Annotated in this window: 29 protein-coding genes and 1 tRNA gene; 16 read left to right on the top strand and 14 right to left on the bottom strand. The window is 33.8% G+C overall.

Features of this window, described 5'->3' with window-relative positions; all coding sequences use genetic code 11:
• Window positions 1-184: 184 nt before the first annotated feature.
• From B3C18_RS02910 to B3C18_RS02900, 3 genes are all read right to left on the bottom strand, one after another.
• Window positions 185-1342 (bottom strand): MFS transporter, encoded by a 1158-nt coding sequence (locus B3C18_RS02910; RefSeq protein ID WP_291142104.1) that lies wholly within the window; start codon window positions 1340-1342, stop codon window positions 185-187.
• Between the two features lie 75 nt (window positions 1343-1417).
• Complete coding sequence (locus tag B3C18_RS02905; protein ID WP_291142102.1) at window positions 1418-2269, bottom strand: helix-turn-helix domain-containing protein; 852 nt, start codon at window positions 2267-2269, stop codon at window positions 1418-1420.
• 138 nt (window positions 2270-2407) lie between these two features.
• On the bottom strand, window positions 2408-2818 hold the full coding sequence (locus B3C18_RS02900; protein WP_291142099.1) for a VOC family protein: 411 nt from the start codon (window positions 2816-2818) through the stop codon (window positions 2408-2410).
• A 200-nt stretch (window positions 2819-3018) separates the two neighbouring features.
• Here B3C18_RS02900 and B3C18_RS02895 point away from each other — a divergent pair, with 200 nt between their 5' ends.
• From B3C18_RS02895 to B3C18_RS02855, 9 genes are all read left to right on the top strand, one after another.
• On the top strand, window positions 3019-3876 hold the full coding sequence (locus B3C18_RS02895; RefSeq protein WP_291142096.1) for an AraC family transcriptional regulator: 858 nt from the start codon (window positions 3019-3021) through the stop codon (window positions 3874-3876).
• Window positions 3877-4042: 166 nt separating this feature from the next.
• Window positions 4043-4537 (top strand): hypothetical protein, encoded by a 495-nt coding sequence (locus B3C18_RS02890; RefSeq protein ID WP_291142092.1) that lies wholly within the window; start codon window positions 4043-4045, stop codon window positions 4535-4537.
• A gap of 33 nt (window positions 4538-4570) precedes the next feature.
• Complete coding sequence (locus tag B3C18_RS02885; RefSeq protein ID WP_291142090.1) at window positions 4571-5569, top strand: hypothetical protein; 999 nt, start codon at window positions 4571-4573, stop codon at window positions 5567-5569.
• A gap of 162 nt (window positions 5570-5731) precedes the next feature.
• The gene (locus B3C18_RS02880; RefSeq protein WP_291142907.1) at window positions 5732-6148 is read left to right on the top strand and encodes an OsmC family peroxiredoxin; all 417 of its coding nucleotides are present in this window, start codon (window positions 5732-5734) and stop codon (window positions 6146-6148) included.
• A gap of 120 nt (window positions 6149-6268) precedes the next feature.
• Window positions 6269-6811, top strand: coding sequence for a peroxiredoxin (locus B3C18_RS02875; RefSeq protein ID WP_291142087.1), 543 nt, complete (start codon window positions 6269-6271; stop codon window positions 6809-6811).
• A 102-nt stretch (window positions 6812-6913) separates the two neighbouring features.
• The gene (locus tag B3C18_RS02870; protein ID WP_291142085.1) at window positions 6914-7363 is read left to right on the top strand and encodes a thioredoxin family protein; all 450 of its coding nucleotides are present in this window, start codon (window positions 6914-6916) and stop codon (window positions 7361-7363) included.
• A 60-nt stretch (window positions 7364-7423) separates the two neighbouring features.
• Complete coding sequence (msrA, locus tag B3C18_RS02865; RefSeq protein ID WP_291142082.1) at window positions 7424-8062, top strand: peptide-methionine (S)-S-oxide reductase MsrA; 639 nt, start codon at window positions 7424-7426, stop codon at window positions 8060-8062.
• A gap of 8 nt (window positions 8063-8070) precedes the next feature.
• On the top strand, window positions 8071-8595 hold the full coding sequence (gene msrB / locus B3C18_RS02860) for a peptide-methionine (R)-S-oxide reductase MsrB (protein ID WP_291142077.1): 525 nt from the start codon (window positions 8071-8073) through the stop codon (window positions 8593-8595).
• Between the two features lie 2 nt (window positions 8596-8597).
• Window positions 8598-10508: a protein-disulfide reductase DsbD family protein gene (locus B3C18_RS02855; protein WP_291142073.1), complete on the top strand. Its 1911-nt coding sequence runs from the start codon at window positions 8598-8600 to the stop codon at window positions 10506-10508.
• A gap of 111 nt (window positions 10509-10619) precedes the next feature.
• Here the strand turns inward: B3C18_RS02855 and B3C18_RS02850 are convergent, their stop codons facing one another.
• The 4 genes from B3C18_RS02850 to B3C18_RS02835 all read right to left on the bottom strand — a co-directional run bounded on the left by B3C18_RS02850 (window position 10620) and on the right by B3C18_RS02835 (window position 13328).
• Complete coding sequence (locus B3C18_RS02850; protein WP_291142070.1) at window positions 10620-11558, bottom strand: ring-cleaving dioxygenase; 939 nt, start codon at window positions 11556-11558, stop codon at window positions 10620-10622.
• Between the two features lie 294 nt (window positions 11559-11852).
• Window positions 11853-12203 (bottom strand): hypothetical protein, encoded by a 351-nt coding sequence (locus B3C18_RS02845; protein ID WP_291142067.1) that lies wholly within the window; start codon window positions 12201-12203, stop codon window positions 11853-11855.
• Window positions 12203-12823 carry an alpha/beta hydrolase gene (locus tag B3C18_RS02840; protein ID WP_291142064.1) on the bottom strand — a complete coding sequence of 207 codons (621 nt, stop codon included), beginning with the start codon at window positions 12821-12823 and terminating at the stop codon, window positions 12203-12205. Before B3C18_RS02840 ends, B3C18_RS02845 begins: the two co-directional genes overlap by 1 nt.
• A 214-nt stretch (window positions 12824-13037) precedes the next feature.
• Window positions 13038-13328 carry a GNAT family N-acetyltransferase gene (locus B3C18_RS02835; RefSeq protein ID WP_073486324.1) on the bottom strand — a complete coding sequence of 97 codons (291 nt, stop codon included), beginning with the start codon at window positions 13326-13328 and terminating at the stop codon, window positions 13038-13040.
• A 425-nt stretch (window positions 13329-13753) separates the two neighbouring features.
• Between B3C18_RS02835 and B3C18_RS02830 the strand changes: the two genes are divergently transcribed.
• The 3 genes from B3C18_RS02830 to B3C18_RS02820 all read left to right on the top strand — a co-directional run bounded on the left by B3C18_RS02830 (window position 13754) and on the right by B3C18_RS02820 (window position 16519).
• Window positions 13754-14524: an alpha/beta hydrolase gene (locus B3C18_RS02830; RefSeq protein ID WP_291142059.1), complete on the top strand. Its 771-nt coding sequence runs from the start codon at window positions 13754-13756 to the stop codon at window positions 14522-14524.
• Window positions 14525-14562: 38 nt separating this feature from the next.
• Window positions 14563-15384: an alpha/beta fold hydrolase gene (locus B3C18_RS02825; protein ID WP_291142056.1), complete on the top strand. Its 822-nt coding sequence runs from the start codon at window positions 14563-14565 to the stop codon at window positions 15382-15384.
• A 298-nt stretch (window positions 15385-15682) separates the two neighbouring features.
• A complete protein-coding gene (locus B3C18_RS02820; protein WP_291142053.1) occupies window positions 15683-16519 on the top strand; it encodes a class I SAM-dependent methyltransferase in 837 nt (278 codons plus the stop codon).
• A gap of 111 nt (window positions 16520-16630) precedes the next feature.
• On the opposite strand, the gene B3C18_RS02815 is transcribed toward B3C18_RS02820, so the two are convergent.
• A tRNA-Met gene (locus B3C18_RS02815) sits at window positions 16631-16704 on the bottom strand.
• Window positions 16705-16855: 151 nt separating this feature from the next.
• On the opposite strand from B3C18_RS02815, the gene B3C18_RS02810 reads away from it, so the two are divergent.
• Both B3C18_RS02810 and B3C18_RS02805 read left to right on the top strand, forming a co-directional pair.
• Entirely contained in the window at window positions 16856-17248 is a 393-nt protein-coding gene (locus tag B3C18_RS02810; RefSeq protein WP_026727620.1) for an START-like domain-containing protein, read from the top strand.
• Window positions 17249-17302: 54 nt separating this feature from the next.
• Window positions 17303-18139 carry an aminotransferase class IV gene (locus tag B3C18_RS02805; protein ID WP_291142046.1) on the top strand — a complete coding sequence of 279 codons (837 nt, stop codon included), beginning with the start codon at window positions 17303-17305 and terminating at the stop codon, window positions 18137-18139.
• Here the strand turns inward: B3C18_RS02805 and B3C18_RS02800 are convergent.
• From B3C18_RS02800 to B3C18_RS02775, 6 genes are all read right to left on the bottom strand, one after another.
• Entirely contained in the window at window positions 18136-18696 is a 561-nt protein-coding gene (locus tag B3C18_RS02800; protein ID WP_053472839.1) for a YqgE/AlgH family protein, read from the bottom strand. The genes B3C18_RS02805 and B3C18_RS02800 overlap by 4 nt on opposite strands.
• Before the next feature lie 129 nt (window positions 18697-18825).
• Window positions 18826-19098, bottom strand: a complete 273-nt coding sequence (locus tag B3C18_RS02795; protein WP_012022249.1) for an HU family DNA-binding protein — start codon at window positions 19096-19098, stop codon at window positions 18826-18828.
• A gap of 180 nt (window positions 19099-19278) precedes the next feature.
• Window positions 19279-20226 (bottom strand): methionyl-tRNA formyltransferase, encoded by a 948-nt coding sequence (gene fmt, locus B3C18_RS02790; protein ID WP_291142037.1) that lies wholly within the window; start codon window positions 20224-20226, stop codon window positions 19279-19281.
• Window positions 20226-22121, bottom strand: coding sequence for a RecQ family ATP-dependent DNA helicase (locus B3C18_RS02785; protein WP_291142035.1), 1896 nt, complete (start codon window positions 22119-22121; stop codon window positions 20226-20228). The genes fmt and B3C18_RS02785 overlap by 1 nt, the downstream gene beginning before the upstream one ends.
• 65 nt (window positions 22122-22186) lie before the next feature.
• Window positions 22187-22720 carry an AAA family ATPase gene (locus tag B3C18_RS02780; protein WP_180857405.1) on the bottom strand — a complete coding sequence of 178 codons (534 nt, stop codon included), beginning with the start codon at window positions 22718-22720 and terminating at the stop codon, window positions 22187-22189.
• 605 nt (window positions 22721-23325) lie between these two features.
• Window positions 23326-24237, bottom strand: coding sequence for an alpha/beta hydrolase family protein (locus tag B3C18_RS02775; protein WP_291142030.1), 912 nt, complete (start codon window positions 24235-24237; stop codon window positions 23326-23328).
• A gap of 275 nt (window positions 24238-24512) precedes the next feature.
• Here B3C18_RS02775 and B3C18_RS02770 point away from each other — a divergent pair, with 275 nt between their 5' ends.
• Complete coding sequence (locus B3C18_RS02770; RefSeq protein ID WP_291142027.1) at window positions 24513-24809, top strand: DUF493 family protein; 297 nt, start codon at window positions 24513-24515, stop codon at window positions 24807-24809.
• Between the two features lie 4 nt (window positions 24810-24813).
• Window positions 24814-25536, top strand: a complete 723-nt coding sequence (locus tag B3C18_RS02765; RefSeq protein WP_073486305.1) for a DUF4290 domain-containing protein — start codon at window positions 24814-24816, stop codon at window positions 25534-25536.
• Window positions 25537-25565 lie beyond the last annotated feature (29 nt).

Genomic DNA, 25565 nt, shown 5'->3' with positions numbered 1-25565 from the left:
GACTGATTACAAATATATAAATAGAAGTATAAAATCATATAGGAACATTAAAATTTTCTTAAAATAAAATTAAAAATATTAAGCCGAAAAATTCAGAATCTTAAAATTGATAGTAAGGGATATATAAAAGAAAAAACCTCACTATAAAAATGAGGTTTTAATTTTTTAAAAATAGAAAGTGTAGTTACTGTTTCTTATAAGATAAAGTTGCTATTGCCAGAAGCGAACTGATTCCTCCAAAAAAATAAACAGACTGATAATTATAGAAACCTGCTATAAGTCCCGCTGCCGGCCCGGCCAAGGCAAGTGAAAGATCAAAAAAAGCAGCGTACGCTCCTAAAGCTGTTCCGCGCATTTGTGGAATTACTTTTTTAATTGCTAATACGCCCAAAGATGGAAATATTAATGAGAACCCTATTCCGGTAATACCGCAGCCTGCCAAAGCAATCATTTTTGAAGGCGCAAATCCAATTAAAAGCTGGCCTATAATTTCAATAATCAGAGATACAAGTGCCACTTTATAACCGCCAAATTTATCAGGAAATGAAGAAAAAAGAACTCTTGTTATTATATAAAAGAATCCAAATGCCATGAAAGCCAATGACGGATTTCCCCAGTTTTTATCTAAAAACAACAACGCAATAAACGACGATATACAGGCAAACCCAATAGCAGAAAATGCCAACGCCAGTCCTTGTTGCGAAATAAGTCCCACAACTTTGTAAAACGGAGATCTCACTAGAGAAGGGTCGACAGTTAAAGAAGGCAGTTTTAGGGTAAAAAGCCAGCTTGCAGCAGAAAGCAAACAGATTAAAATGAATACGATCGTTATGCCATAAGTACTTTTGAGCCATAAAGCCGCCGGAGCTCCAATTGCAATTCCTGCATACATGGCAATTCCGTTCCATGTCATTACTTTTCCCGATTGCTGTATGCCTGCCAGACCTATTCCCCACGATAAAGCACCAGTTATAGCAAGACTTTCAGAAGTACCGTGTACGATTCGGGCAATTATCAATAAAATTATAGCGACTAAAACATTATTAGAAAATAAAGAAGCTGTTACATAAATGCCTCCTGAAATAATCATAAGTAATACTCCCAGATGATTGCTGTTTTTGGCTCCTTTTGTATCGGTTATTTTTCCGGAATATGCCCTTGTAAACAAAGTCGCCAATGACTGTAGTCCGATAACTAAGCCCACAATAAAATTGCTGAGGTTTAAATTTGTTTTTATAAAACCAGGCAGAATTCCCAGAGTCATGCCAATAGTTAAGTAAATAGCAAACACCGATAGAATTATTGGTGTGATCATTTTAGTAAAATTGTTGGTTTGTACCATTGTAGATTTATTATAATTATACAACGGCAAAGATAAACGGGAAGGGCAGTGCAGGGCATAGCCGATTAATGGCTGTTATTGGACAATTAATGGTTTTGAATTTCTAAACTCAAGAGCAGTCATTACGGTATTCTTTTTAAAGAAGCGTGAAAAGTATTGATAATCTTCATAACCTAACTCGTAAGCTATTTGTTTAACATCGAGTGTGGTGTAATAAAGCATGCGTTTGGCCTCCAGTAAAATTTCCTGATTGATCCAGTAACTTGCCGGAAATCCTGTGATTTGTTTTGCAATTTCGTTAAGGTAAAGCGGTGAAATATTTAAAAGAGAGGCATACTCCTGAACCTGTTTTACTTTTGTTTTGTGCTCAGCTATCAGTTGTTTAAATCTTACGACAGTATTGTATTTTTGTCCTTCCGGACGAATCACGGAATTTTGTGAATCTAAAATTTTTGAAGCGACCATACCAGCGAGAGTTTCTATCATTGATCTTAAGACAGAATTAAACAACGGCTGATGTGCTTGTTCAAGCGTTGACACAAGTAATGGGAGCATTTTAAAAACCGTTTCATCATTCATTACCGATGCAGATTGTTTTGCATTTAAATAGGTAATGAAAATGTCTCGATATTGAAGCGGAACTAAATCATTATCTACAAATACCAACCAGCCTTTGCATTGTTTTGCCTCAAGATAGCGATGTACTTGTCCGGGTGCTACGAAACCTACAGATGGACCAATCTGGGTTATTTCTTTAAAATCAAGTTCCCAAAGAAAATTTCCATTTTGCAGGATAACAAACATATAATGATCGTCTCTGTGGGCAGTGTTCAGATATTCCTGAAGATTATCAAATGTAGCAATATCGATGCCTGGGGTGCTTAGCTCATCTTTATGTATTTCTATAGTTTCTTTTTTAGTCGGCATAATTCACCCAAAATTTTTATAAAACTACAAAATAATTCATATGCGGAAACTCAATTATAATCCTGAGTCAGATTTCAATTGAAATCTGACTCAGGAAATACTATTTATAATTCACCTGAATTTCTTCGATAGTTAGAGTTAATTTTGAGCGTTAAATTTTGCAATAGCTTCTGCTGTGACTGGCGTAAATAAATTGACAAGATTACCATCAGGATCACGAAATAAAAATGATTTATTACCCCACGGCATTGTGGTGGGTTTTTGCACTATATTATTTTGAAGATAATCTGCTAGTCTAATATAGTCTTGTTCTACATCTTCGGATTTAAATTCTATAATAACACTGCTGTTTTGAGCAGGTTTCGCAACTTCATCGCCTCCAAAAAAAAGTAAGGTTTTGGTACTTCCAATTGCTAATGTTGTTGTGGGTGTTTTAACTTCAGCAAAATCTGGAGTATATTGTACGGCAGTTATACCCGTAACCTGCTCATAAAATTTCACTAATTCTTCTAAACGGGCAGTAATAATGCGAATTGATACTAAATTCATATCTTTATTTTTTAAGTTATAGGACAAAAGTAATGGGGCATTATGACAGCTGTTTGTCAGGAGACTTGAGTTTTTTTATTTTTTAGTTTAAGATAAAAACTAACGTAAAGAATTAAAAAAACAATCCAATTATAATAATAACGGTCAGAAAGAGTTTGTAACTGACACTTAATAAGGTTGAAAGAAGAAAATAAAAAATTATGATAAACGACTATAAAAAACACGATCTATACGGCAAAACACTAATTCAAAAAATTGAATTGACACCGCCGTTTAATTTTGATTTTCCGGTTACGGAGCAGGCTTGTTTTTTATATGTAAAAGATGGAGATGTTGAATATCAAATCGATGAGGAACAAATAAGCGTTGCTACAAATTATTCTTTATTACTAAACTGTATAAATTCAGGGAAACAAATACACAATTCAAAATCAAACAGTAATTGTGAAATTGTAATTGTTACGTTTTATCCAGAGATATTAAAAAAAATATACGACAGAGAACTTCCGTTATTACTTCAAAAACCTAAGAACGTAATATCAAATAAATCAAGTGAAAAAATAAACAACGATTTTCTAATTCAAAAGTACATTGAAGGATTATTGTTTTATTTTGAAAATCCTTCTTTGATCAACGAAGATATTTTGGTGTTGAAAGTAAAGGAGATTATACTTTTGCTTTCTCAAACACAAAATTCAGAATCCATACAACTCATATTATCACAGCTTTTTTCTCCTACAACTTATACTTTCAAACAAATTATAGAAGCAAATCTGTTTTCACAACTCACAATTGAAGAACTGGCGCAGCAAAATAATTTAAGTGTTTCATCATTCAAACGAGAATTTGCAAAAATATTCCATGATACACCAGCGAATTATATCAAAGTTAAAAAACTGGAGAAAGCTGCTGAATTACTGCAAGTCTCGGATCAGCGAATTACTGAAATAGCATTTGACTGTGGTTTTAATGACTTGGCAAATTTTACCAAAAGTTTCACCAGTAAATACAATGTCAGTCCAACAAATTACCGTCAGAAACTAAATAACAAAGAGTAATTTTAAAACTCATTTTATAAAATATTTAAGCATCCTTATCATTTATTTGAAGGATGCTTTTTTTTGTGAACCAAATTGCCAAATAGTTGGACTAATTGACAAAACCATTCTCCTTGATCTATCGGAAGTTTGCTATGTATTTTCAAACAAATTTAAATCATAAAAAATGGGATTATCAAGTTTAGGAATTTTTCACACAATTATAGGTGTTGCCGCCATTGTAGCGGCAGTAGTAGATTTTATCAAATATGGTAAAATCAATTTGAACACATTATCCGGTAAAATATATTTTTACGGAACAGTCGTAACCTCACTAACTTCGTTAGGGATCTCCAAACATGGCGGATTTAATCCGGGGCATGTCTTTGCTATTTTTATAATTATTCTGGTATTAGCAGCTTATTTTCTGAATTCAAAAAGAAAAAACAGCGAAAGAGCACGTTATTTTGAAAATTTCTGGTTGTCTTTTAGTTTTTTTCTGTCACTGGTTCCAACCGTTAATGAAACTTTTACCAGAGTTCCGCTTGGAGATCCATTGGCTAAGGATATTAAAGATCCTGTAATCGGGAATACGCTTCTTGTTTTATTACTGCTCTTTATTGCCGGTTCAGTTTATCAGTTTAGAAAACAGAAGTTTATCAATAAAACAACAGGACTTTAAATCAGGAAACATACTATTTTAAATAACGAAGCCATGAAAATAAAAGCCTTTTTCATTTATACATTACTTTTCTCGTGCGTATTACAAGCGCAAAACATGGTCAGTATGTCTTCTGTACATCCTGCGGCAGACACCACAAGTGCAGGAAAAAGAGAACTCGCAATTCGCTATCCGGCATTGAGACAGTTTGGTGTTTCTGCGAGCAGTTTTGGTTACAGTGATTTTGATTCAAAATTGGATGATCAAGATTTTGCAAACGGAAAAATAAAGACCGAACGAATCACCACTTTTTTCAATTCTCCGGCAATTCAATGGAGTGGAAATTCTCTTTCGGCAACGGTATTTTATACCTATACCGCCATCGAACTTAAAGATATAACCAATTTTACTGATTCTCAATTAATGCCTTTAACATCAGATAGAAATACCATAGATGTGGCGGTAAATTATTCCAGATCTGACCGTATTTTTAATCATCCCATTATATATTCATTGGTTGCCAGAGGTATTTCAGATAATCTAAATTCTGTGAAACGTTTTAATTTTAATGGAAGTTTTACTTTACCAATAAAGAAAACAGAGAACTCTTCATTTTCTGTCGGACTTTTGGTGTTGATCGATCCTTCTTCTCCAATTCCGGTAGAACCCATTATAAACTATTATCATAAGTTCCTTTCGTCAGGATTAGAACTTATTGTAGATATTCCGACAGGAATTAATCTTAAAAAAGAAGTGGCGAGAAATGCATGGGTTATTCTCGGTTCCAACCAAAGTTCGTTCAGTACTTTTTACAACCGTCGAAATAATCTGTTGGATGGTAAAGTAAGTTATAATACAATCGAGCTTAAAAGCGGTGCAGTATTCGAATATCTTTTTGCCAAAAATATCATGTTAAACGTGGGAGGCGGTATCAACAATTATTTCTCTTCCAGATTATTTAAAGATGGTGAACATTACAGCAATGCTTCTTTTACAAGTGATAATACAAGTGCGGGTTATGTAAATGCCGGAATTTCTCTATTGTCTTTCTAACAAACAAAATAGCTGATAACAAAAGCCCTAATCTAAAAAGATTTAGGGCTTTTTTTGAACTAAATCGCCAAATAATTGGGCTTATTGGCAAAATCCTTCTCTTAAGTATAACGCAATTTTGCAGTGTCAATAATGACAATCAAATTAAATAATAATAAAGAAATGAAACGTACAGCAAAAGCACAATGGACAGGAAGTGCAAAAGAAGGAAAAGGAGAATTAACAACTCAAAGCGGGATTTTAAATCAAACCAACTACAGTTTTAAAACTCGTTTTACAGGAGAAGAAAAAGGTACAAATCCCGAAGAATTATTAGCGGCGGCACACGCAGGCTGTTTTACAATGGCAGTAAGTTTTGCCTTGACAGAAAAAGGTTTGACTCCAACATTATTGAATACTGAAGCGACTTTAACGATGGAAGGTTTTGCTATTTCGGGAATACATCTTTCGATTACAGGAAGTGTTCCGGGAATTAGTGAAGAAGAATTTACAGCCGTTACAAAAGCAGCAGAACAAAATTGCTTAATATCAAAAGCTTTAAGTATTCAGATTACTTCTGAGGCGCAGCTTTTCGCTTAAATAAAATAATTTTTAAGCTGAACCAAATTACCAAATAATTGACCTTAATAGCAAAAGTAAACTCCTTTTTGTATTGCAATTTTACAAGGTCAATAATGACACAATTTAAAATTTAAAATCATGATAACATCAAAAAAAATTAAAGGAATTGTAATGATGATAATTGCAGTTCTTTCTCTAACAGCTTCGAATATCTACGCACAGGAAACATTAAAAAAAGGAGATAAAGCTCCCGGATTTACTCTAAAAAATCAAGACGGAAAAGATTTTAAACTGACAGATCATTTGGGAAAACAAAACATAGTGGTTTTTTTCTATCCAATGGATCAGAGCCCTGTTTGTACTGCCGAAGTATGCGCTTTTCGAGATGCTTACGCAAAATACAAAGATGCCAACGCTCTTGTTATAGGAATTAACCAAGGTACAGTTGAAAGCCATAAAGCATTTCAATCAAAAGAAAAACTTCCTTTTGATTTGTTAAGCGATCCGGATAATAAAGTATTGAAATTGTTTGGTGTAAAAGAAGAAAACTTAGGCACTATGATCTTGAGCGGACGTGAAACGTTTGTGATTGGAAAAGATGGTGTTATTGCTTACAGCTTCAGAGATTTTATGAAAGGTGAAGATCATTCTAAAGAAGTACTTTCTTATCTAAAAAAATAATAATAAGTTCTATTTTTTAAAGTGTCCGCTATTAAGCATCGGTGTTTCAAGGTTACTGAAGGCATCGGTGCGAGGAGCGGCTAATCTTAAAACTTTATTCAAATGAAAAATTTAAAAAACGGTTCCCGCATTATATCATTTTGTTTTCTTCTGTTTTCAATGTTTTGTTCTTTGAATGCAGAAGCTCAGAAGAAAACAGGAAATGAAATAAATTTTGTTCCGAAGAATTATCAGCAAGCGCTTTCAATGGCTAAAAAAAGTCATAAAAATATTTTCGTAGATGCATACGCCGTATGGTGTGCGCCTTGTAAACAGCTTCAGAAAACTACATTCAAAGATCAAAAGGCAGCTGCTTATTTCAATAAAAATTATATCAATTTCAGTATTGATGTAGAAAAAGGAGAAGGAACTACACTAGCCAAAACATGGGGAATTGAAGGTCTGCCGACACTTTTAATTTTGGATCAAAAGGGTAAAATAATTGCCAATCATATTGGATATGTTGATGGTGCAGGATTGCTTGAATTTGCTAAAGAAGCCTCGGCTCAATAATCTAGGCTTTTGATTGAATCAGAAGATTTCAGATTTCTATCTGAATTAATAATAAAATTTATGAAAAAACACGTTCTGGCAATTTATGTCCTGATATTTTCCTCGCTTTCAGGATTTGCATTTCACACTTTTAAAAGTTCAGCCGATTCAACTCAAACAACAGCAATTCAAACCGAAACGGCAACATTTGCTACAGGCTGTTTTTGGTGCGGAGAAGCTAAATTTTCACAGCTTAAAGGCGTATTAAAAGTTACGCCTGGTTATACCGGCGGTCTTACTGAAAATCCCAGTTATGAAGAAGTTTGCACAGGAACAACCGGACACGCTGAAGCATTTTCTATTGTTTATGATCCGTCTTTAATTTCTTATGATGAATTGCTGGAAGCTTTTTTTCTTTCACATGACCCAACGCAGTTGAATCGTCAAGGCAATGATGTTGGAACACAATACCGTTCTGCTATTTTCTATCATAATGAAACTCAGAAACAGAGAGCCAAATATTGCATTGCGCAGCTCAAAGAGAAAAAAATCTACGAACGTAATATCGTGACAGAGGTAACCGCTTTCATTAAATTTTATAATGCCGAAAGTTATCATCAAGAATATTATAAAAAGCATCCCAATCAGGGGTATTGCCGATATGTAATTCAGCCGGAGCTGGAAAAATTCAGGGAAATATTTAAAAAGAAACTCAAATAGTGATCACTATGAAAAATATAGTATTAAGCTGTATGGCAATTTTATTGACCGCCAGCGGTTATGCTCAAAATATGAAATCGGATAAAGGACATGAAAATAATCCGTACTATTCAAATACCGATACGTCAAAACTGACTGTTTCTGATGCCGAATGGAAAAAAGTATTACCGATTGATTTGTATTTGGTTGCAAGAGAAAAAAATACCGAAAGACCTTTTACAGGGAAATATTGGAAAAGCAGCACTAAAGGAACTTATTATTGTGCAGCCTGTGGTAACATACTTTTTAAATCTGATGCCAAATTCGCCAGCAGCTGCGGATGGCCGAGTTTTTACGAACCTCTTAGAAAAAACAGTGTGCGTTATCACGACGACAGCTCGCACGGAATGAGCCGTACAGAAGTTCTATGCGGACGATGCGATGCGCACTTGGGACATATTTTTGATGATGGCCCAGCGCCTACTTATAAACGATTCTGTATGAATTCTATTTCACTTGATTTTGAACCAGAAGGAGAATCAAAAAATAAATAAATATGTATCAAAAATTTAAGGGTATTCTTGGAATACTTTTCATTTTGTTTTTTATAAATGTAAATGCCCAGATTCAGGAAAATCCTGTAAAATGGAAATCAAGTATTGAACAAGGTTCTGGAGATACGTTACATTTAAAATTTTCGGCTGTAATTAAAAAAGACTGGCATATTAACAGTCAGTTTAATAAAATACAGGATGGTCCGCTTCCGACATCTTTTAATTTTGAAGAATCGGATCAATATGTTCTTGCAGGCAAAGTAATTGAACCCAAACCTCTCAATCGAATAGAGAAGGAGTTTGAGAATCAGACTTTGTACTATTTTGAAAATAAAGTCACTTTTATGCAAAAAATAATTCCTAAAGTAAAAGACAGTATAAAGATTAAAGCGAATATCACTTATATGTCGTGCGGAAATACGATGTGTCTTCCGCCAGAAACCGAAGAAATTAATTTAAAATATTTACCTAAAAAAAGTGCAGGAAATACGCATTATGTGCAGCCAGCAAAAGAAGCTAATTTATGGTGGATATTTTTGGGCGGATTCCTAGGCGGATTTTTAGCAATATTGACGCCTTGTGTATTTTCTATGATTCCGCTTACGGTTAGTTATTTTACCAAAAATGGAGGAATAAAGCGAGCGATTATTTATGCGGCATCTATTATAGCCATTTATGTTACACTTGGTTTAACCGTTACGCTGACTTTAGGGCCAGATGCTTTAAATGCTTTGGCAAGTAATGGTATCGTGAATTTTATTTTCTTTTTGATTTTTGTTGTCTTTGCGATCTCATTTTTAGGCGCTTTTGAAATAACACTTCCAAGCAGCTGGCTTAACAAATCAGATGAAATGGCAGACAAAGGCGGATTGATTGGAATATTTTTTATGGCTTTCACATTGGCATTGGTTTCGTTTTCCTGCACTGGGCCAATTATTGGAAATCTTTTGGTAGAAGCTGCAATCAGCGGAAGTATTATTGGTCCAGCAATAGGAATGTTTGGGTTTTCATTTGCGCTGTCCATTCCGTTTCTGCTTTTTGCTGCTTTTCCGAGTATGCTTAAAAAACTGCCTAAATCAGGAAGCTGGCTTGGAAAAGTAAAAGTGATTTTAGGTTTTTTAGAATTGGCTCTTGCTCTAAAATTTCTCTCAACTTTCGATCTTGTTTATGGATTGGGAATATTGAAGCGTGAACTTTTTATAGCCATTTGGATTGTTATTTTTACCTTATTTGGATTTTATATGCTGGGCAAGCTAAAGTTTGATGAATACGAAAACAATTCAACAGTTTCAATCAGCGGTTTTGTATCTTCTATTTTGATATTCAGTTTTGTGGTTTATTTGATACCGGGGCTGTGGGGTGCCCCTTTGAAATTAGCCAGCGGATTTTTACCGCCGTCTTTTTACAAAGAATGGAATCAAAATAATATTGCTTCTGTTTCGTCCAATACAGAAAATATAACAGAAAAGCATTCGCAGCCCTGTCCGCAAAATCTCAACTGTTTTCATGATTATGAAGAAGGACTGGCTTATGCGAAAAAAGTAAATAAACCTATCATACTTGATTTTACGGGTTGGAGTTGTGTGAACTGCCGCAAGATGGAAGACAATGTTTGGAGTGATAAAGAAGTATGGGAAAAACTCAACAACAATTATATACTGATTTCTCTTTATGTCGATGATACAACAGTACTTCCGGAAAAGGAGCAGTTTATTTCAAAAACTACCGGGAAAAAGATCAAAACAATTGGGAATAAATGGAGTAATTTTCAAACTGAAAAGTTCCAAACTAATTCACAGCCATATTATGCTTTGATGGATACAAACGGAAATATGCTTTCTAAACCAGCAGTATACGAACCTGATGTAAAAAAATACGCAGCGTTTTTGCAAAAAGGAATTGAGAATTTTTAAGTTATTTTGATGACACTTAATTGAGAATTTTATCTTTTGATTTAGACCAATAAAAAACCCTTAAACAGAAATGTTTAAGGGTTTGCTTTTTAGTTTATTCTAAAAATATCATTAATTAATTTTAACCAAATGATTTTCGATAGCAGCTCTTTGAGACTCGTATTGAGCAGGAAGTTTTAAGTTTTTACCTAATTCTTCTAAGCTTTCATCTACAGTAAATCCGGGATTATCTGTAGCAATTTCGAATAAAACACCTCCCGGTTCTCTAAAGTATAAAGAATGGAAATATTGTCTGTCTATCTGCGGTGTAATTGACAATCCGTAAGCTTCGATTTTTTCACGGAAGTGCATTAAAATCTCATCATTTTTTACACGGAAAGCAACGTGATGAACAGTTCCATTTGCGTTTAAACCGCGTTTTTCATCAGCTAATTCTACCAGGTCAACAATTGCAGCATTTTCTACAGCATCTGTAGCATAACGGTAACGGTTTACATCCTGATCGATTAATTTGTAACCAAATATTTCCGTTAAAACTGCGGCAGTTGGTTTAATGTCGTTTAAAGTCAAAGTAATGTTATGAAAACCTTTTGTAGCTACATCTGCTTTTACCTCATCAGTTTCCCACGCTTTTCTGTTATCGTCTGTTTTAGATTCGATTAATTCTAATTTTAAACCGTCAGGATCTAAGAAAGTAAGATATTTTTCTCCGAATTTTTCAGATGGTTTATTATAAATTACATTGTATTGCTCAAAACGTTTCTGCCAAAAATCCAAGCTTCCTTTTGGAACAGAATATCCAATTTCTGTAGCCATTCCAGAACCTTTTCTTCCTTGCTGAATTCCTTCTCCCCAAGGGAAAAATGTTAAGATTGTTCCAGCACTTCCAACCTCGTCACCAAAGTAAAAGTGATACGTTCCCGGATCATCAAAATTTACTGTTTTTTTAATGAAACGTAATCCTAAAATATTAGAGTAAAAGTTGAAGTTTCTTTTTGCGTCACCTGCAATTGCAGTTATATGGTGTAAACCTAAAATTTTATTTTCCATGGTATTGTATTATTAAATTGTTATTGATTTCTTATACAAATTTACCTCCATTATCGCTCTGGATCGATTAACCTAGATTAAGAAATAAAAGCCTCTTTTTATTATCCGTAAACTAATAACCAAATAACATTCCAAGTATGTTATCTATTTGGTTATTAGTATTTTAGTTGTGTTGTGTTTTTTTGTTTTTACGATATATCGCAATTTTATAAATGAAGCTGTTTTATTTAGAAAATCGATAAAAATATAGTGTGGTTATTTCTTAAATAAAAAAGCCGACAGAATGCCGGCAGTTTATAATTTTATAAATATTGATTTTCGAAGTTTGGGTTCAATATTTTTTGTTTTGTGTCCCTTTCCTGTGGTATCTTCAACTAAGAGAATTGATCCCGTTTCAAATTTTCTTTTTTCTCCTAAAGAAGTTTCGATTTCTACACCGCCTTCTAATAAAACAATATATTGACGGTCTGGCGCAATGTGAAAATCATAATCATAAGAAGGGTTGACTTCTCTAAAAACAATAGATTTTACAGGTTCATCATCAGATAAAAATCCGATATCACCATTGTTTTTTAACGGAACCTCAAAATCTTCAAAATGACTTTCGCCGTTGGTATCGCTGTAAACTCGTGTTATTGTAATCATTATTTTTTGTTGAAAATTAATGCATTTGCACAATCTACTTCGTCCTGACTTATAGTGTGTCCCATGTTTGGGTAGATTTTTTTAGTAACGTCAGCTCCTAATTTTTGAAGAAGTGCTTCAGATTCATTTACTCTTTCAACAGGAACATGAAAATCAGGATCACTTGTTCCGATGAAAATTGGTGTGTTTTCGAAATTTCCGGCATAATGATTTTCATATACTTTATCGCCAATAAGTCCGCCTGTAAAAGCGACTACACCTCCGTATTTTGCAGCATTTCGGGCTGTAAATTCTAAAGCCAGACAAGCGCCCTGAGAAAATCCAAGAAAATAAATGTTTTCTTTTTCGATTCCGTTTTGCTGAATTGCAACAACAACCTGATGAATAGCTTCTAATGATTTTGAAAAAGAAGGTTCATTTTCATTAAGAGGGGCTAAAAAAGAATACGGATACCAGGTTCTGTTTTCGGCTTGAGGTGCTACTAATGCAAAGCCATCAACTTTAAGATGTTTTGCAATAGAAAGTATATCATGAGCGCTTGCACCACGACCGTGAATCATAATCAAAGCTTTTTTAGCTTCGTTTAAAGGAATACCGTCGGTTAAAATTTCTGTATTCATAATGTTATATTTTTAAATTGAGCAAGGCAGATTTTGCACGCAGATTAAGGAATAATTTTTTTAAACACATAGAAACATAGAATTTTAGTTTCTAAAAAAGGTAAATAAAAGAAACTAGTTTCTAACACATAGAAGCTTATGTGTATTTAAACAAGTGAAACGCCTTTTAAACGCAATAAAAAGCTATGTTTCTATGTGTTTAATAATTTAGAAATTATTTTTTCCAAATATCTTGATATTCATCCGGATGTCTTGTAAATTGTGCATGAACATAAGGACAAAGCGCTAAAACCATTAAATTATTAGCACGAACATAAGATACCATTTCGTCCAAAAGTTTTTTAGCATAGCCTTTTCCTTCAGCTTCCGGTTCAACCCCTGTATGATAAACAGTCAATAAATCAGGTTTAATACTTACCGTCATTTCACCTTGTTTTTTACCATCAACATAAAGATTAAAAGCTCCATGTTTTTTCTCGTCTAATTCTAGTTTTATCGTTTCCATATTGTTCTAGTTATAATTTGATGTTGTTAATTTCTTTTACAAACTTAGGCAATACACACAAATCTGCTGATTAACCTAGATTAAGAAAAATTTTACTTGCCAGATTTAAAATAGATACTATTTGTTCATTATTTATATTTCACTATCGGTGAATTCTTTTAGCGAAATATAGTTATTAGAATAATTTTTTCAAAGTATATTTATTTGATTATCAATAAATTAGTAAATTAGCATAGTGCTTGCTTTATCTGTTTCGATGATTAGATATAGGAAAGAAATCAGAATACTTCTAAAGTATTGGAAATCTTAATAAAATGATTGAAATCTGATCTTTAATAGGTGCTTTACCCCGGATTATACTGCTAATTTAGAAGTAAGGTACGTCATATTTTATAAACCTCAATTACTCATTAAATATTAATCTTATGACAAAATCAAAATCTATTATTCTGATACACGGAAACTTTGTAAACCAAATCAGCTGGGAAAAGTGGAAAGACCGATACGAACAAAAAGGCTATACCGTTTATACTCCGGCTAATCCCGGACACGATGGAATTCCTTCTGACTTAAGAAAACAAGTTCATCCTGATCTTACCAAAACGGGTTTTATAGACGTGGTTGGCAATATTGTTAAATTAATTGATACTTTGCCAGAAAAGCCATTAATCATTGGACATTCAATGGCAGGAATGGCGGCGATGAAATTATTAGAATTAGGTAAAGCAGCTGCAGCAGTAAGTGTTGATGGTGCGCCTCCAAAAAATGTATTTCCTCCACTTGTTACTTTAAAAGCGGCCCTGCCGGCATTTGGTTTCTTTTCTTCTCAAAAATACTTCATGGGCAGCCGCGAATGGTATGACAGGTGTTTTTTTAACACACTTCCTGAAAGAGACAGGGCAAATGCTTTTGATACTTATGCCGTTCCGGAAAGTTATAAAGTAAGCCGTGAACTGGTATTGAATTCTTTTTCTAATATTGATTTCAGCAAACCTCATAATCCAATTTTATTTATTGGAGGCGGCAGTGATGCCATTTTTCCTTCGTCACTTACAACCACTCTGGCCAGAAAATATAAAGACAGTAACAGCAAGGTCGACCTGAAGATTTTTCAGGGCAAAAGCCATTTTATATGTGGCGAGCCAGGCTGGGAATCTGTGGCAGATTATATTTTAGATTGGTACGAACAATTATAAACTTCGATAATGCATACTAACAATTAAAACATAATACAATGAGCAAGATTACAGTAAAAGACGGAACAGAGATTTATTATAAAGATTGGGGTACTGGTACGCCTATTTTTTTTCATCATGGCTGGCCTTTATCAGCAGATGACTGGGATGCACAAATGCTATTTTTCTTAGACAAGGGATTTAGGGTAATTGCACATGACAGGAGAGGACATGGAAGATCTACACAAACGTATTCCGGAAATGAAATGGATACCTACGCAGCAGACGTTGCAGAACTTACGGAGTTTTTAGATTTAAAAGATGCTATACATATCGGACATTCTACAGGCGGAGGTGAAGCGATTCATTATGCCGCAAAATATGGCAAAAACCGTGTGTCAAAAGTAATACTTATTAGTGCTGTAACACCGTATATGATCAAAAACGAAGGGAATCCAGACGGAGTGCCAATAGAAGTTTTTGATGATATCCGTTTTAATACAGCCAATAACAGACAGCAGTTTTATCACGATATTACTTTTCCGTTTTATGGATATAATAGAGAAGGAGCAGATATTAAAAAAGGAATTCAGGATAATTGGTGGCGTCAGGGAATGAATGGCGGAATTAAAGCACATTATGACTGCATAAAAGCATTTTCTGAAACAGATTTTACCGAAGATTTAAAAAGTGTTGATTTCCCTGTACTTATATTACATGGCGAAGACGACCAGATAGTTCCTTATAAAGTCACTGCATTAAGAGCGATTAAACTGGTAAAAAACGGAAAAATAATTACTTACCCAGGACTTTGCCACGGAATACCAACAACAGATGCAGATAGAGTTAATGCGGATATTCTTGACTTTATTAAACCTTAAGTATTTTATTTAAAGATTTTCTATCAGAAGAAAGAAAATTTTTTCCATTTAAACATTCAGAGATTTTTTTATTTATAAATCTCTGAATGTTTTTTTAGATATGCTTTTTGTAGTTTATTTGTTTTGTAATGCAACTATCAGGTTTTCAATGTTTTGTATTGATTTTTTATTAAGAATTTTTACCTTTGATGGCTTCAAAAATAAAAAAATCGCTTAACGCTTAGCCCCGAAACGTTTGCAGTAATAATTAAGGAATTGAGTTATTAATTACAATTACAAACATTAAACAATAGGAGCTATGGAAAAACATCTTCAGGAAATTCGGGAACAGCAAAAAACTTCATGGAATAAATTTTCTCCGGGCTGGAAAAAATGGGATAAGGAAATGATGGATTTTCTTAAACCAATGGGAGAAAAAATGATTGATCTGCTTGATTTGAAAGCAACAGATCATGTTTTGGATATTGCATCCGGAACAGGTGAGCCTGCACTTAGTATAGCCAATTATGCTAAAAAAGTAACCATTACAGATTTATCGAATGATATGTTGATAATCGCAAATGAAAATGCTGAAAATAGAGGTATAAAAAATGTTGATTTTGTGAATTGCGATGTTTGTGAACTTCCTTTTTCAGATGAATCTTTTGATGCGGTCAGCTGCCGTTTAGGTTTTATGTTTTTTCCGGATATGGACTTAGCAGCAAAAGAAATTTTCAGGGTTCTTAAACCCGGCGGGAGAGTTGTAACTTCTGTTTGGGATATTCCCGAAAAAAACTTTTGGCTCACAGCTATTGGTGGGGCAATTAACAGAAATATGGAATTACCTCCTCCCAATCCTGGAGCTCCGGGTGTTTTTAGATGTGCAAAATCTGGATTAATTGAAGATTTATTTCATAACGCAGGTTTTAAAGATGTCAAAGGTTATGAAGTAAACGGGGAATTAAACTATGAAACTCCGGAAAGATATTGGAGCATGATGACTGAAATTGCAGCTCCCGTAGTAGCAGCTTTAAGCAATGCTGATGATCAAATGCGTCAAAAAATTAAAACTGAAGTTTTAGAAATCGTTCAAAAAGCGTATCCGGATAAAGTTATTATAGAAGGAAACTCTTTTGTGATCTTGGGAGTAAAATAATCTTTTAGAAACATTAATCATCAAGTAAAGAAATACTTTCTATGCAAAAACTCTGGATTAACCCCAATAAAAAACCCTTAAACATTTCTGTTTAAGGGTTTTGCCTTTTTGTAGCGAGGACGGGAGTTGAACCCGTGACCTCAGGGTTATGAATCCTGCGCTCTAACCAACTGAGCTACCTCGCCTGGACTGCTATCATTGAATTCCTGATTGCGGGTGCAAAGATAGAAATAATATTAAAGCTTACAAGAATAAAATGAAGAAAAAAAAATATTTTTAAAAACGCATTGTTTTTGGACATATATTCTTATATTTCGAAAAAATTAAAAGTAGCACATGGATTCAAAAATACGTTACGAAATCGAGTTTCCGATCAATTCTTCGCCACAATTATTGTATCAATATATATCAACTCCGTCAGGTTTATCAGAATGGTTTGCTGACAACGTTAATTCAAGAGGTGAATTTTTTACTTTCATCTGGAATGATTCGCAGGAAAAAGCACGTCTTGCGTCTAAAAAAACAGGTGAAAAAGTAAAGTTTAAATGGGTTGATGAAAGCAGTAAGGATACTGAATACTTTTTTGAACTCCATATTTTAGTTGATGAATTAACTAAGGATGTATCATTAATGGTAGTCGATTTTGCAGAAAAAGAAGAAGTAGGCGAAGCTAAACAATTGTGGGAGAATCAAATCTCAGACCTAAAACATCTTATAGGATCTGTTTAGTAAAAGTCTATTTTATGCCTTATATTTGCCCTGAACAAAATTCAGGGTTTTTTTATGATCAATTTTAACGGAAACATTGCACAAGAAGAAAATATGCTAACTCAAAATCGTGCCTTTTTATACGGAGACGGCGTTTTTGAAACAGTAAAAATAATCAACAATAAAATCTTGTTTCTCGAAGATCATTATTTCAGATTAATGGCTTCGATGCGTGTTGTTAGAATGGAAATTCCTATGAATTTTACAATGGAATATTTTGAAGAGCAGATTTTAAATCTTGTGCAGCAAAAAAACATTGCTTCATCGGCGAGAGCCAGAATAACTGTTTTTAGAAACGATGGAGGTTTGTATCTGCCAAAAACAAATGAAGTTTCTTTTTTAATTCATGCAACACCTCTTGACAATACTTTGTACGCTTTAAATACGGCTGAATACGAAGTTGATTTGTATAAAGACTTCTATGTGACAAAACAATTATTATCGTCGATTAAAACGACTAATAAAATGATTAATGTTACCGGAAGTATTTTTGCCCATGAAAACGGATTGGCAAATTGTATTTTACTAAACGATACTAAAAATGTTGTCGAAGCTTTGCAGGGAAATTTATTTATGATTTTGGGTAAAAAACTAATTACACCTCCAATCTCTGAAGGATGTTTAAACGGAATTATGCGCAAGCAGATTTTAGCCTTAGCTAAAAAAGTGGAAGGTATAGAAGTCGTGGAAGAAATAATTTCGCCGTTTGATCTTCAAAAAGCAGATGAATTATTTCTAACAAATGTAATCACAGGGATACAACCGATAAGCAAATACCGAAAAAAAGAGTTTACAAGTAATCGGGCTCATTTATTAGTACAGAAACTAAATGAATCCATATCCGAAAATTAATTCAGATATGGGTTTTCAGGTGCATTTGACCAAATAACATAATCACCGCCAAGTTCAATAATCTGTTCTTTCCAGAAATGGGTAGTAGATTTTCCAATAATTTTGTTTTTGTAATTATTGTCAGCAATGATCCAGGAGTTTCCCTGCATTTCGTTTTCAAGCTGATTTTCGTCCCAACCAGTATAGCCTAAGAAAAAACGAATATTGTTCTTATTGATCGATCCGTCGTTAATTAAGTCTTTGGTTGATTCGAAATCTCCACCCCAATAAATTCCGTTAGAAATCTCGACACTATTCGGGATCAAGTCAGGAATATTATGAATGAAGTACAGATTGTCTTGTTCAACTGGGCCTCCGTTATATATTTTAAAGCTGGCTTCAATTTCAGGTATTAAATCATTAATAGTATATTTTAATGGTTTATTAATGATAAAACCTATTGATCCTTCTTTGTTATGGTCTGCTAATAAAATTACCGATCTGTTGAATGATAAATCTCCAATTATTGAAGGCTCGGCAATAAGCAGGTGTCCTTTTTTTAATTTTTCTGAAATCATACGGCTACAATTTTTATTAAATTTAATCATAAATTTTTTAAATTCACAAAAAAAATCGTTAAACCGCACAAAAAAACCCTCCATAAGGAGGGTCTTAATTATATTATTTAGTTTAGAGAACTTTCTTACTTAGTTCACTGCACCTTCTAATTCAGCTCCAGCTTTGAATTTTACTACATTTTTTGCAGCAATTTTGATAGTTTTTCCTGTTTGAGGATTTCTACCGTCTCTAGCAGCTCTCGCAGATACTGACCAAGATCCGAAACCTACTAATGAAATTCTTCCGCCTTTTTTCAAAGTAGTTCCTACGTTTCCTAAAAATGACTCTAAAGCTAATTTAGCCGCAGCTTTTGTGATTCCTGCATCAGCAGCGATAGCATCGATTAATTCTGATTTGTTCATAATAATTAGTTATTAATTGTTGGTTAAAAAAAATTGTTAATACACAAATTTAGTAGGAAATCCGTTGCGTGCAAGTGTTTTATCTAATTTTAGCAATAATTGTTGATAACTTGTTTTTTTTGTTCATAAAGCGTGTTGTTTATCGATCAAAAACAGGTAGAAACCCCTGTTTTACTGACCTTAATAGACCTTTGCACTATCAGAAAAAGTTATCCCATTTAATAATTCTGCTACTTGCATTCGTTTCTTACCAGGTAATTGCAGACTTAATAACTGAATAAAGCCCTCTTTTATTGCAATTTTGATTTCTTTTTTGTTACTAATTAAAGTTCCAGCTTCATAAGAATGTACCTCTGCAACCAGTTTGGCTTCATATATCTTTATATTCAATTCTTCATTTTTATCTTTCAAAAAACACCACGCTGCAGGATAAGGACTTAAACCACGAATTAAGTTATTGATTTCATCTCCGGGTTTTGTCCAGTCAATTTTACAATTCTCCTTATTTAGTTTATAAGCCGTTTTGATATCGTTATTATCTTCCTGAATTGTAGTAGTAACATTTCCGTTTTCAATCACCTTTAAAGTATCAATAACAGTTGTGCTTCCTAAATGCATTAATCGGTCGTGCAGCTGCCCGGCATTTTCTGTTGGTTCAATTGCAATTTCCGAATTTAAAATCATCGCTCCGGTATCGATTTTATCATCGATAAAAAATGTAGTAACACCAGTTTTGGTTTCTCCATTAATAATAGCCCAGTTTATTGGAGCCGCGCCACGATAATTTGGTAATAAAGAAGCATGAAGATTAAATGTTCCCAAACTTGGCATTTCCCAAACTACTTTTGGTAACATTCTAAAAGCAACAACAATTTGTAAATTGGCATTCAAAGCTTTTAACTCAGCTAAAAAACTTTCGTCTTTTAGATTTGTTGGCTGTAATAAAGTAAGATTGTTTGCAAGAGCATATTCCTTAACGGCCGAATATTTTATTTTTTGTCCGCGTCCAGCAGGTTTGTCTGCCGCTGTAATAACGCCAACAACTTCGTAATTGTTTTTAATAATGGTATCCAGAATGCCAACTGCAAATTCCGGAGTTCCCATAAATATAATTCGTAATTTTTCCATTATGATTTTAAAGCGTATTTATTATTGGCTAAAATAATGATATGATTGTTTTCCAGTAATTCCTGAAGAACCACAATAACATCTTTAGCATCTAATTTTATTTGATTCTGAATTTCGCGCGAAGTTAATGCAGTTGCCTTTAATAAGTGAAGAATTTTATCAGCAATTGAATCGGCTTCAGTGATTTTTCCTTTTTGAGTTATACAGAAAGAACAAACGCCGCAATTCGATTTAGTTTCTTCTCCAAAATAATCTAAAACCAATCTATTCTTGCACGTTTTGTCTTCCTTTATATAATAGAGAACTGACGAAAGCTGATCGCGTTTTAGTTTGTTTTGTTTTTCAAGATATTTAGAAACTCGGTTTATCGTTAAATCATCTTCTCGAACTTCATTAAATAAAATCGTTGCGTCGTTGTTTTTAGATTTGTACTCAATAATGTCTTTCTCTTTCAGTTTTTCTAAAAGATTGGTAACCTGTTCTTCAGTATGATTTGATTTTTTTGCAATCAACGAAAGATTAAGCGGTGTTTTCATTTCATGAATTCCCGGATACGTTCTTAAAATCGCCAGAATAATTTCTTCATCATTCGGATTGAGGCTCATGTATCGAATTGTTTCTTTCGATTCGATTAAAAACTGCATCGTAACTTTTTCTGAAAATTCCTGAGACATCGTAATGATTCCTTGCTGATTCAAAAACTGTAAAGAATTATACGTTTTTAAAGTAGGGAAGTCGTATTTATGACAAAAATGATTCATTTTAAAAGAATACGAATCGTCTAAACCTTCACCATAAGCAATCTGAAAATAATTGCACAATTTGATATACATTGTTTTCAAGAACTTTTTATCAGGAAGAACACTTATAAACTGCTGCTCTGTTTGATTTGCATCAGAATTATTAAACAATAAAACCGAAAACGACTTTTCGCCATTTCGTCCCGCGCGCCCAGATTCCTGATAATAATTTTCTAAGTTTTCTGGAAGCTGTGTATGAATAACCGTTTTTACATTGTCTTTGTCAATTCCCATTCCAAACGCATTAGTGGCTACAATAACCTGCGCTTGTTCGGACATCCACAATTGCATATTCTTATCTTTTTCCTGAGCTGAAAGTCCGCCGTGATAATACGTTGACCGAAATCCCAACGATTGCAATTGCGTTGACATATTCAGGCATGATTTTCTGTTTCGCACATATATAATAGAAGGCTGAGGATTTTTCTTCAAAATCTGTTCAACGCGATACAATTTGTCTTCAACTTCAAAAACCATGTAGGCAATATTCTTTCTTTCAAAAGACTGCTGAAAAAGTTTGGTATCTTTTAATCCGAGTTCTGTTTTAATATCTTCTACAACTCGTGGAGTCGCAGTTGCTGTTAAAGCTAAAAACGGAATTTTAGGAAAGTATTTTTTAAGTTCTGAAATTTTTAAATAAGCCGGTCTAAAATCGTGACCCCATTGCGAAACACAATGCGCTTCGTCAATAGCAATTAAATTTATAGGAAGGTTTTTAATGCGTTCTAAAATCCAGTCAGACTGTAAACGTTCTGGAGAAAGATAAAGGAATTTATAATTTCCGAATTGGCAGTTATCCAGAAGATCAATAATTTCTTCCGTATGAATTCCGCCTGTAAGAGCAATTGCTTTAATATCTCTTTTCTGCAAATTCGCTACCTGATCTTTCATCAAGGCAATCAAAGGAGAAACTACCAGACAAATTCCTTCGCGCATCATGGCAGGAACCTGAAAACAAATCGATTTTCCGCCTCCGGTTGGCAGCAGCGCAAAAGTGTCTTGCCCTTCTAAAACCGAATCAATAATTTCTTTTTGCAACGGTCGGAAACTTTGGTGTTTCCAGTATTTTAAAAGAATTTCCTGTGCGTCCTGCATGGCCTCTGTTTTAAAGTTAAAAATGTAGAAATCAGTTTCTAGTTTTACAACTTTAAAACCGGCTGCTAAATTTTGTCTAAGATATAAAGAATTCTGTTTTCAACCGTATCTTTCGGAACCTCAATTAAATCGTAACCGTATTTTTTGTACGTTTCAATTAAGTGCTTCTGAATGGTAAGTGCCTGTTCAAAATTTTCATAACGCTCCGTGTCGCTCTGATAAATTTCTTCCCAAGGCGGTAAAATAAAAGTTTTAGAATATTTATAATCCTCGCATGCTTTTACAAAATCTTCCGGATATTCATCGCCAATATAATCCATATAAGCCACTACATCAGGAATACCGCGATCTATAAAAACGATAGTATCGGGTTCTTTTTTAGCGTTTTCAAATTGCTGAATACGCCCTTCCAAAAGCATTTCGCTAAACAATAAAGGCTGTTCCAAGAACAATTGCTCGACACCTCTTTTTTGGGCTTCGAGTGTAACTTCTCTAGAAATTTCAGGGTAACAACAATAGCCACGAGCGACTAATTCGTTTATAAGCGTAGATTTTCCTGTACCAGGGCCGCCAATGAGAACTATGATTTGTTTTTGCACTATTCTAAAAATAAAGCGCAAATTTACCTAAACTTATTCGTATTTAAAAAGAATATTTATCAAGAGCGAATAATTTAGCATTTTTGGCAGGTAAGAATTCCTGCTGTCCGCTCCAATCTTTTGCTTTTTAAAGGAAAAAGCAAAAGGATTTCCGCTTCCATCAGGGCTAAATAGGAGAGATGGTTTTGTTTTTGGAATGATTTCCAGGATTACGTTTCCTGCAAGGTTTTCAAAACCTTGTAGGTATTTGTGAAAATAAAATTATTCAGGTTTAATGTCACTCATTAAAATTCCAAAGAATTAAAATATGTTGCTGTAAAAGGTATGTAGACTTCTCAAATATTATTTAACTGGACTAAAGTCCAGCTCTACAATATGGATCGTTCCTTCGGAACTAAATTGTGAAAAGAGACATATGTTTTGTCAATATTGCAATCATTGGATTAAGTGCATCTCTATAATATAGATTGTTCTTTCAGAACCAGATTGAAAGAGAGCCAAAGGCTCGCCAGATATTGTAGGGCTGGACTTTAGTCCAGTTTAAGAATGTTTGTTTTAGATACCTAACCGGAAACAGAATAATGGTTTTGACATCATTAAATTTTTTATTCACAAAACAAATATTTCCCAGAACCTTTTCCCTTTTTAGAAGGAACGATCAAATGCGATTCAAATTTCTTTCCTTTCAAGACATCATTCACAAAATCCAGAACATATTGTTGTCCATCATGAAAAAGATAACCGGAAAATTCATGTCCGCCGCCGCAGAAAGTAATCAGTTCGATATCTTTATGTAAATCCTTCATTTGGTTGTAAACCGCATAGGAACCAAATAAAATTAACCAGCCCGAAGCATTTGTTGGGCAGGAGCGGTGTGAACCAGCACTATAAGGAACCGTATCGTCATTGCTGCCATGCGCCAATAACATCGGAATTGCTTTTTCTTTAGTAATCAAATTGATATCCTGAATAGCACCCGAACCTCCAATAAATCCAGTATATTTAAAGTTTTCCGGCAAATTGCTTTTGTATAAATTCATGAGTTTATAATCCCAAAACGAAGCGTGAAAACCAATTTCGGCACCAGCACTAATTCCTGAAATGAAGATTTTAGAAGAATCAAGATTGTATTTGTCTGCGTTTTCGATTAAAAATGAAGTAGCCTGCCACATATCACTCACACCAATTTGAATCGCTTTTATCTTTTCGGTTAAAACACCTTTACAGCCAAAATCTTTTCCTTTCATATATAAACTGTACGAAATGCTGGCAACCGCATAACCGTTTTCGGCCATAAACATTCCGAAGTTTTTTTCGCTTGTGCGCTCTCCGCCAGAAAATCCGCCGCCAAAAGCAAACATAATCAACGGGATTTTTTCGTTAGACTTTTTCTTTGGCAGATATAAATCTAAATCCAGTTTTAAGGTGTCATTCTGAAAATAGGTTATAGTTTTAACTTCTTGTGCATGAATATTATTGAATATAAGTACTATAAAAAGCAAAAGGATTTTTTTCATTATAATGTGATTTAGTCTCATAACTCCGATAATTACCGGAAGTGAAATAGCAAAGTATTTCAAATATAAAGGTTTGCCACGAATTTCACGAATTTTAATTTGAAAATTAATCAAAAGTCAGCAAAATTTAAGAAGATATTCACCCCAATATAATTAGTGTAAATTAGTGAAATTCGTGACAAAAAATCTACAGTTTCTCCAATGAAAAAAATCTAAAATCTAAAATCTAAAATCTGAAATCAAAAGCGTATATTTGCGTTTATTTTTAATTACGAATGGAGAACGATAAAGAAAAAAATACCGCCGAATTTTTCGAAAGATTAAAAGTCGAATTAGATAACTCAAATACTTGGCCAGCAGAATATTTGTACAAATTTATTGTGCCTTCTGTAGGCGATAATGTTGAACGTGTTGAAAAAGCTTTTGACAGAATGGGCGCGGTTATTAAAACAACAAAATCTAAAACTGGTAAATTTACCAGTGTTTCTGTAGATGTTACCATGAACAGCTCTGACGAGGTGATTGGTAAATACAAAGAAGTATCTACAATAGAAGGTATAGTTTCATTATAAACTTATGGTCGAAAAATATAAAAAAGAAGTCGCAAATGACGTTGTGTATAATTTAGAATACAATTCTGAAAGACAGCGTTTGATTATTCCGGAGTACGGTCGTCATTTACAAAAACTGATCGATCAGGCTACTGCAATCGAAGATGATGAAACACGCAACAAAGCTGCGAAATATATCATTCAGGTTATGGGAAGCTTAAATCCGCATTTGCGTGATGTGCCGGATTTTCAGCATAAATTATGGGATCAACTTTTTATTATGTCTGATTTTAAATTGAATGTAGAATCTCCATACCCAATTCCTTCAAGAGATGTACTGCAGTTAAAACCAGACGTTTTACAATACCCTCAGAATTTTCCAAAATACAGATTTTACGGAAACAATATCAAATATATGATTGATGTTGCCAATAAATGGGAAGATGGCGAAATGAAAAATGCATTGGTTATGGTAATTGCCAACCACATGAAAAAATCATTTTTGAGTTGGAACAAAGACACAGTAAAAGACGATGTTATTTTTGAACATTTATATGAATTGTCCGGAGGGAAAATAAACTTGCTGCACAGTACAGAAGAACTGTTGAACACAACAGATTTAATGCGTACAAACAAACGTGTGTCTAACAAAATTACACCTGCGGGACAGCCTAAAATTCAAAATAACAAAAACAATAATAAAGGCGGTAAACCTAAAACTTTTCAAAAAAACAATAATCAAAAATAGAAGAAGTTGCTAAGATACTAAGCAGCTAA

Origin of the sequence: Flavobacterium sp. UBA7680 (assembly GCF_002482975.1) — a bacterium.
In the GTDB taxonomy this organism is placed as follows: Bacteria; Bacteroidota; Bacteroidia; order Flavobacteriales; family Flavobacteriaceae; genus Flavobacterium.
This window is presented reverse-complemented; position numbering and strand designations above follow the sequence as displayed.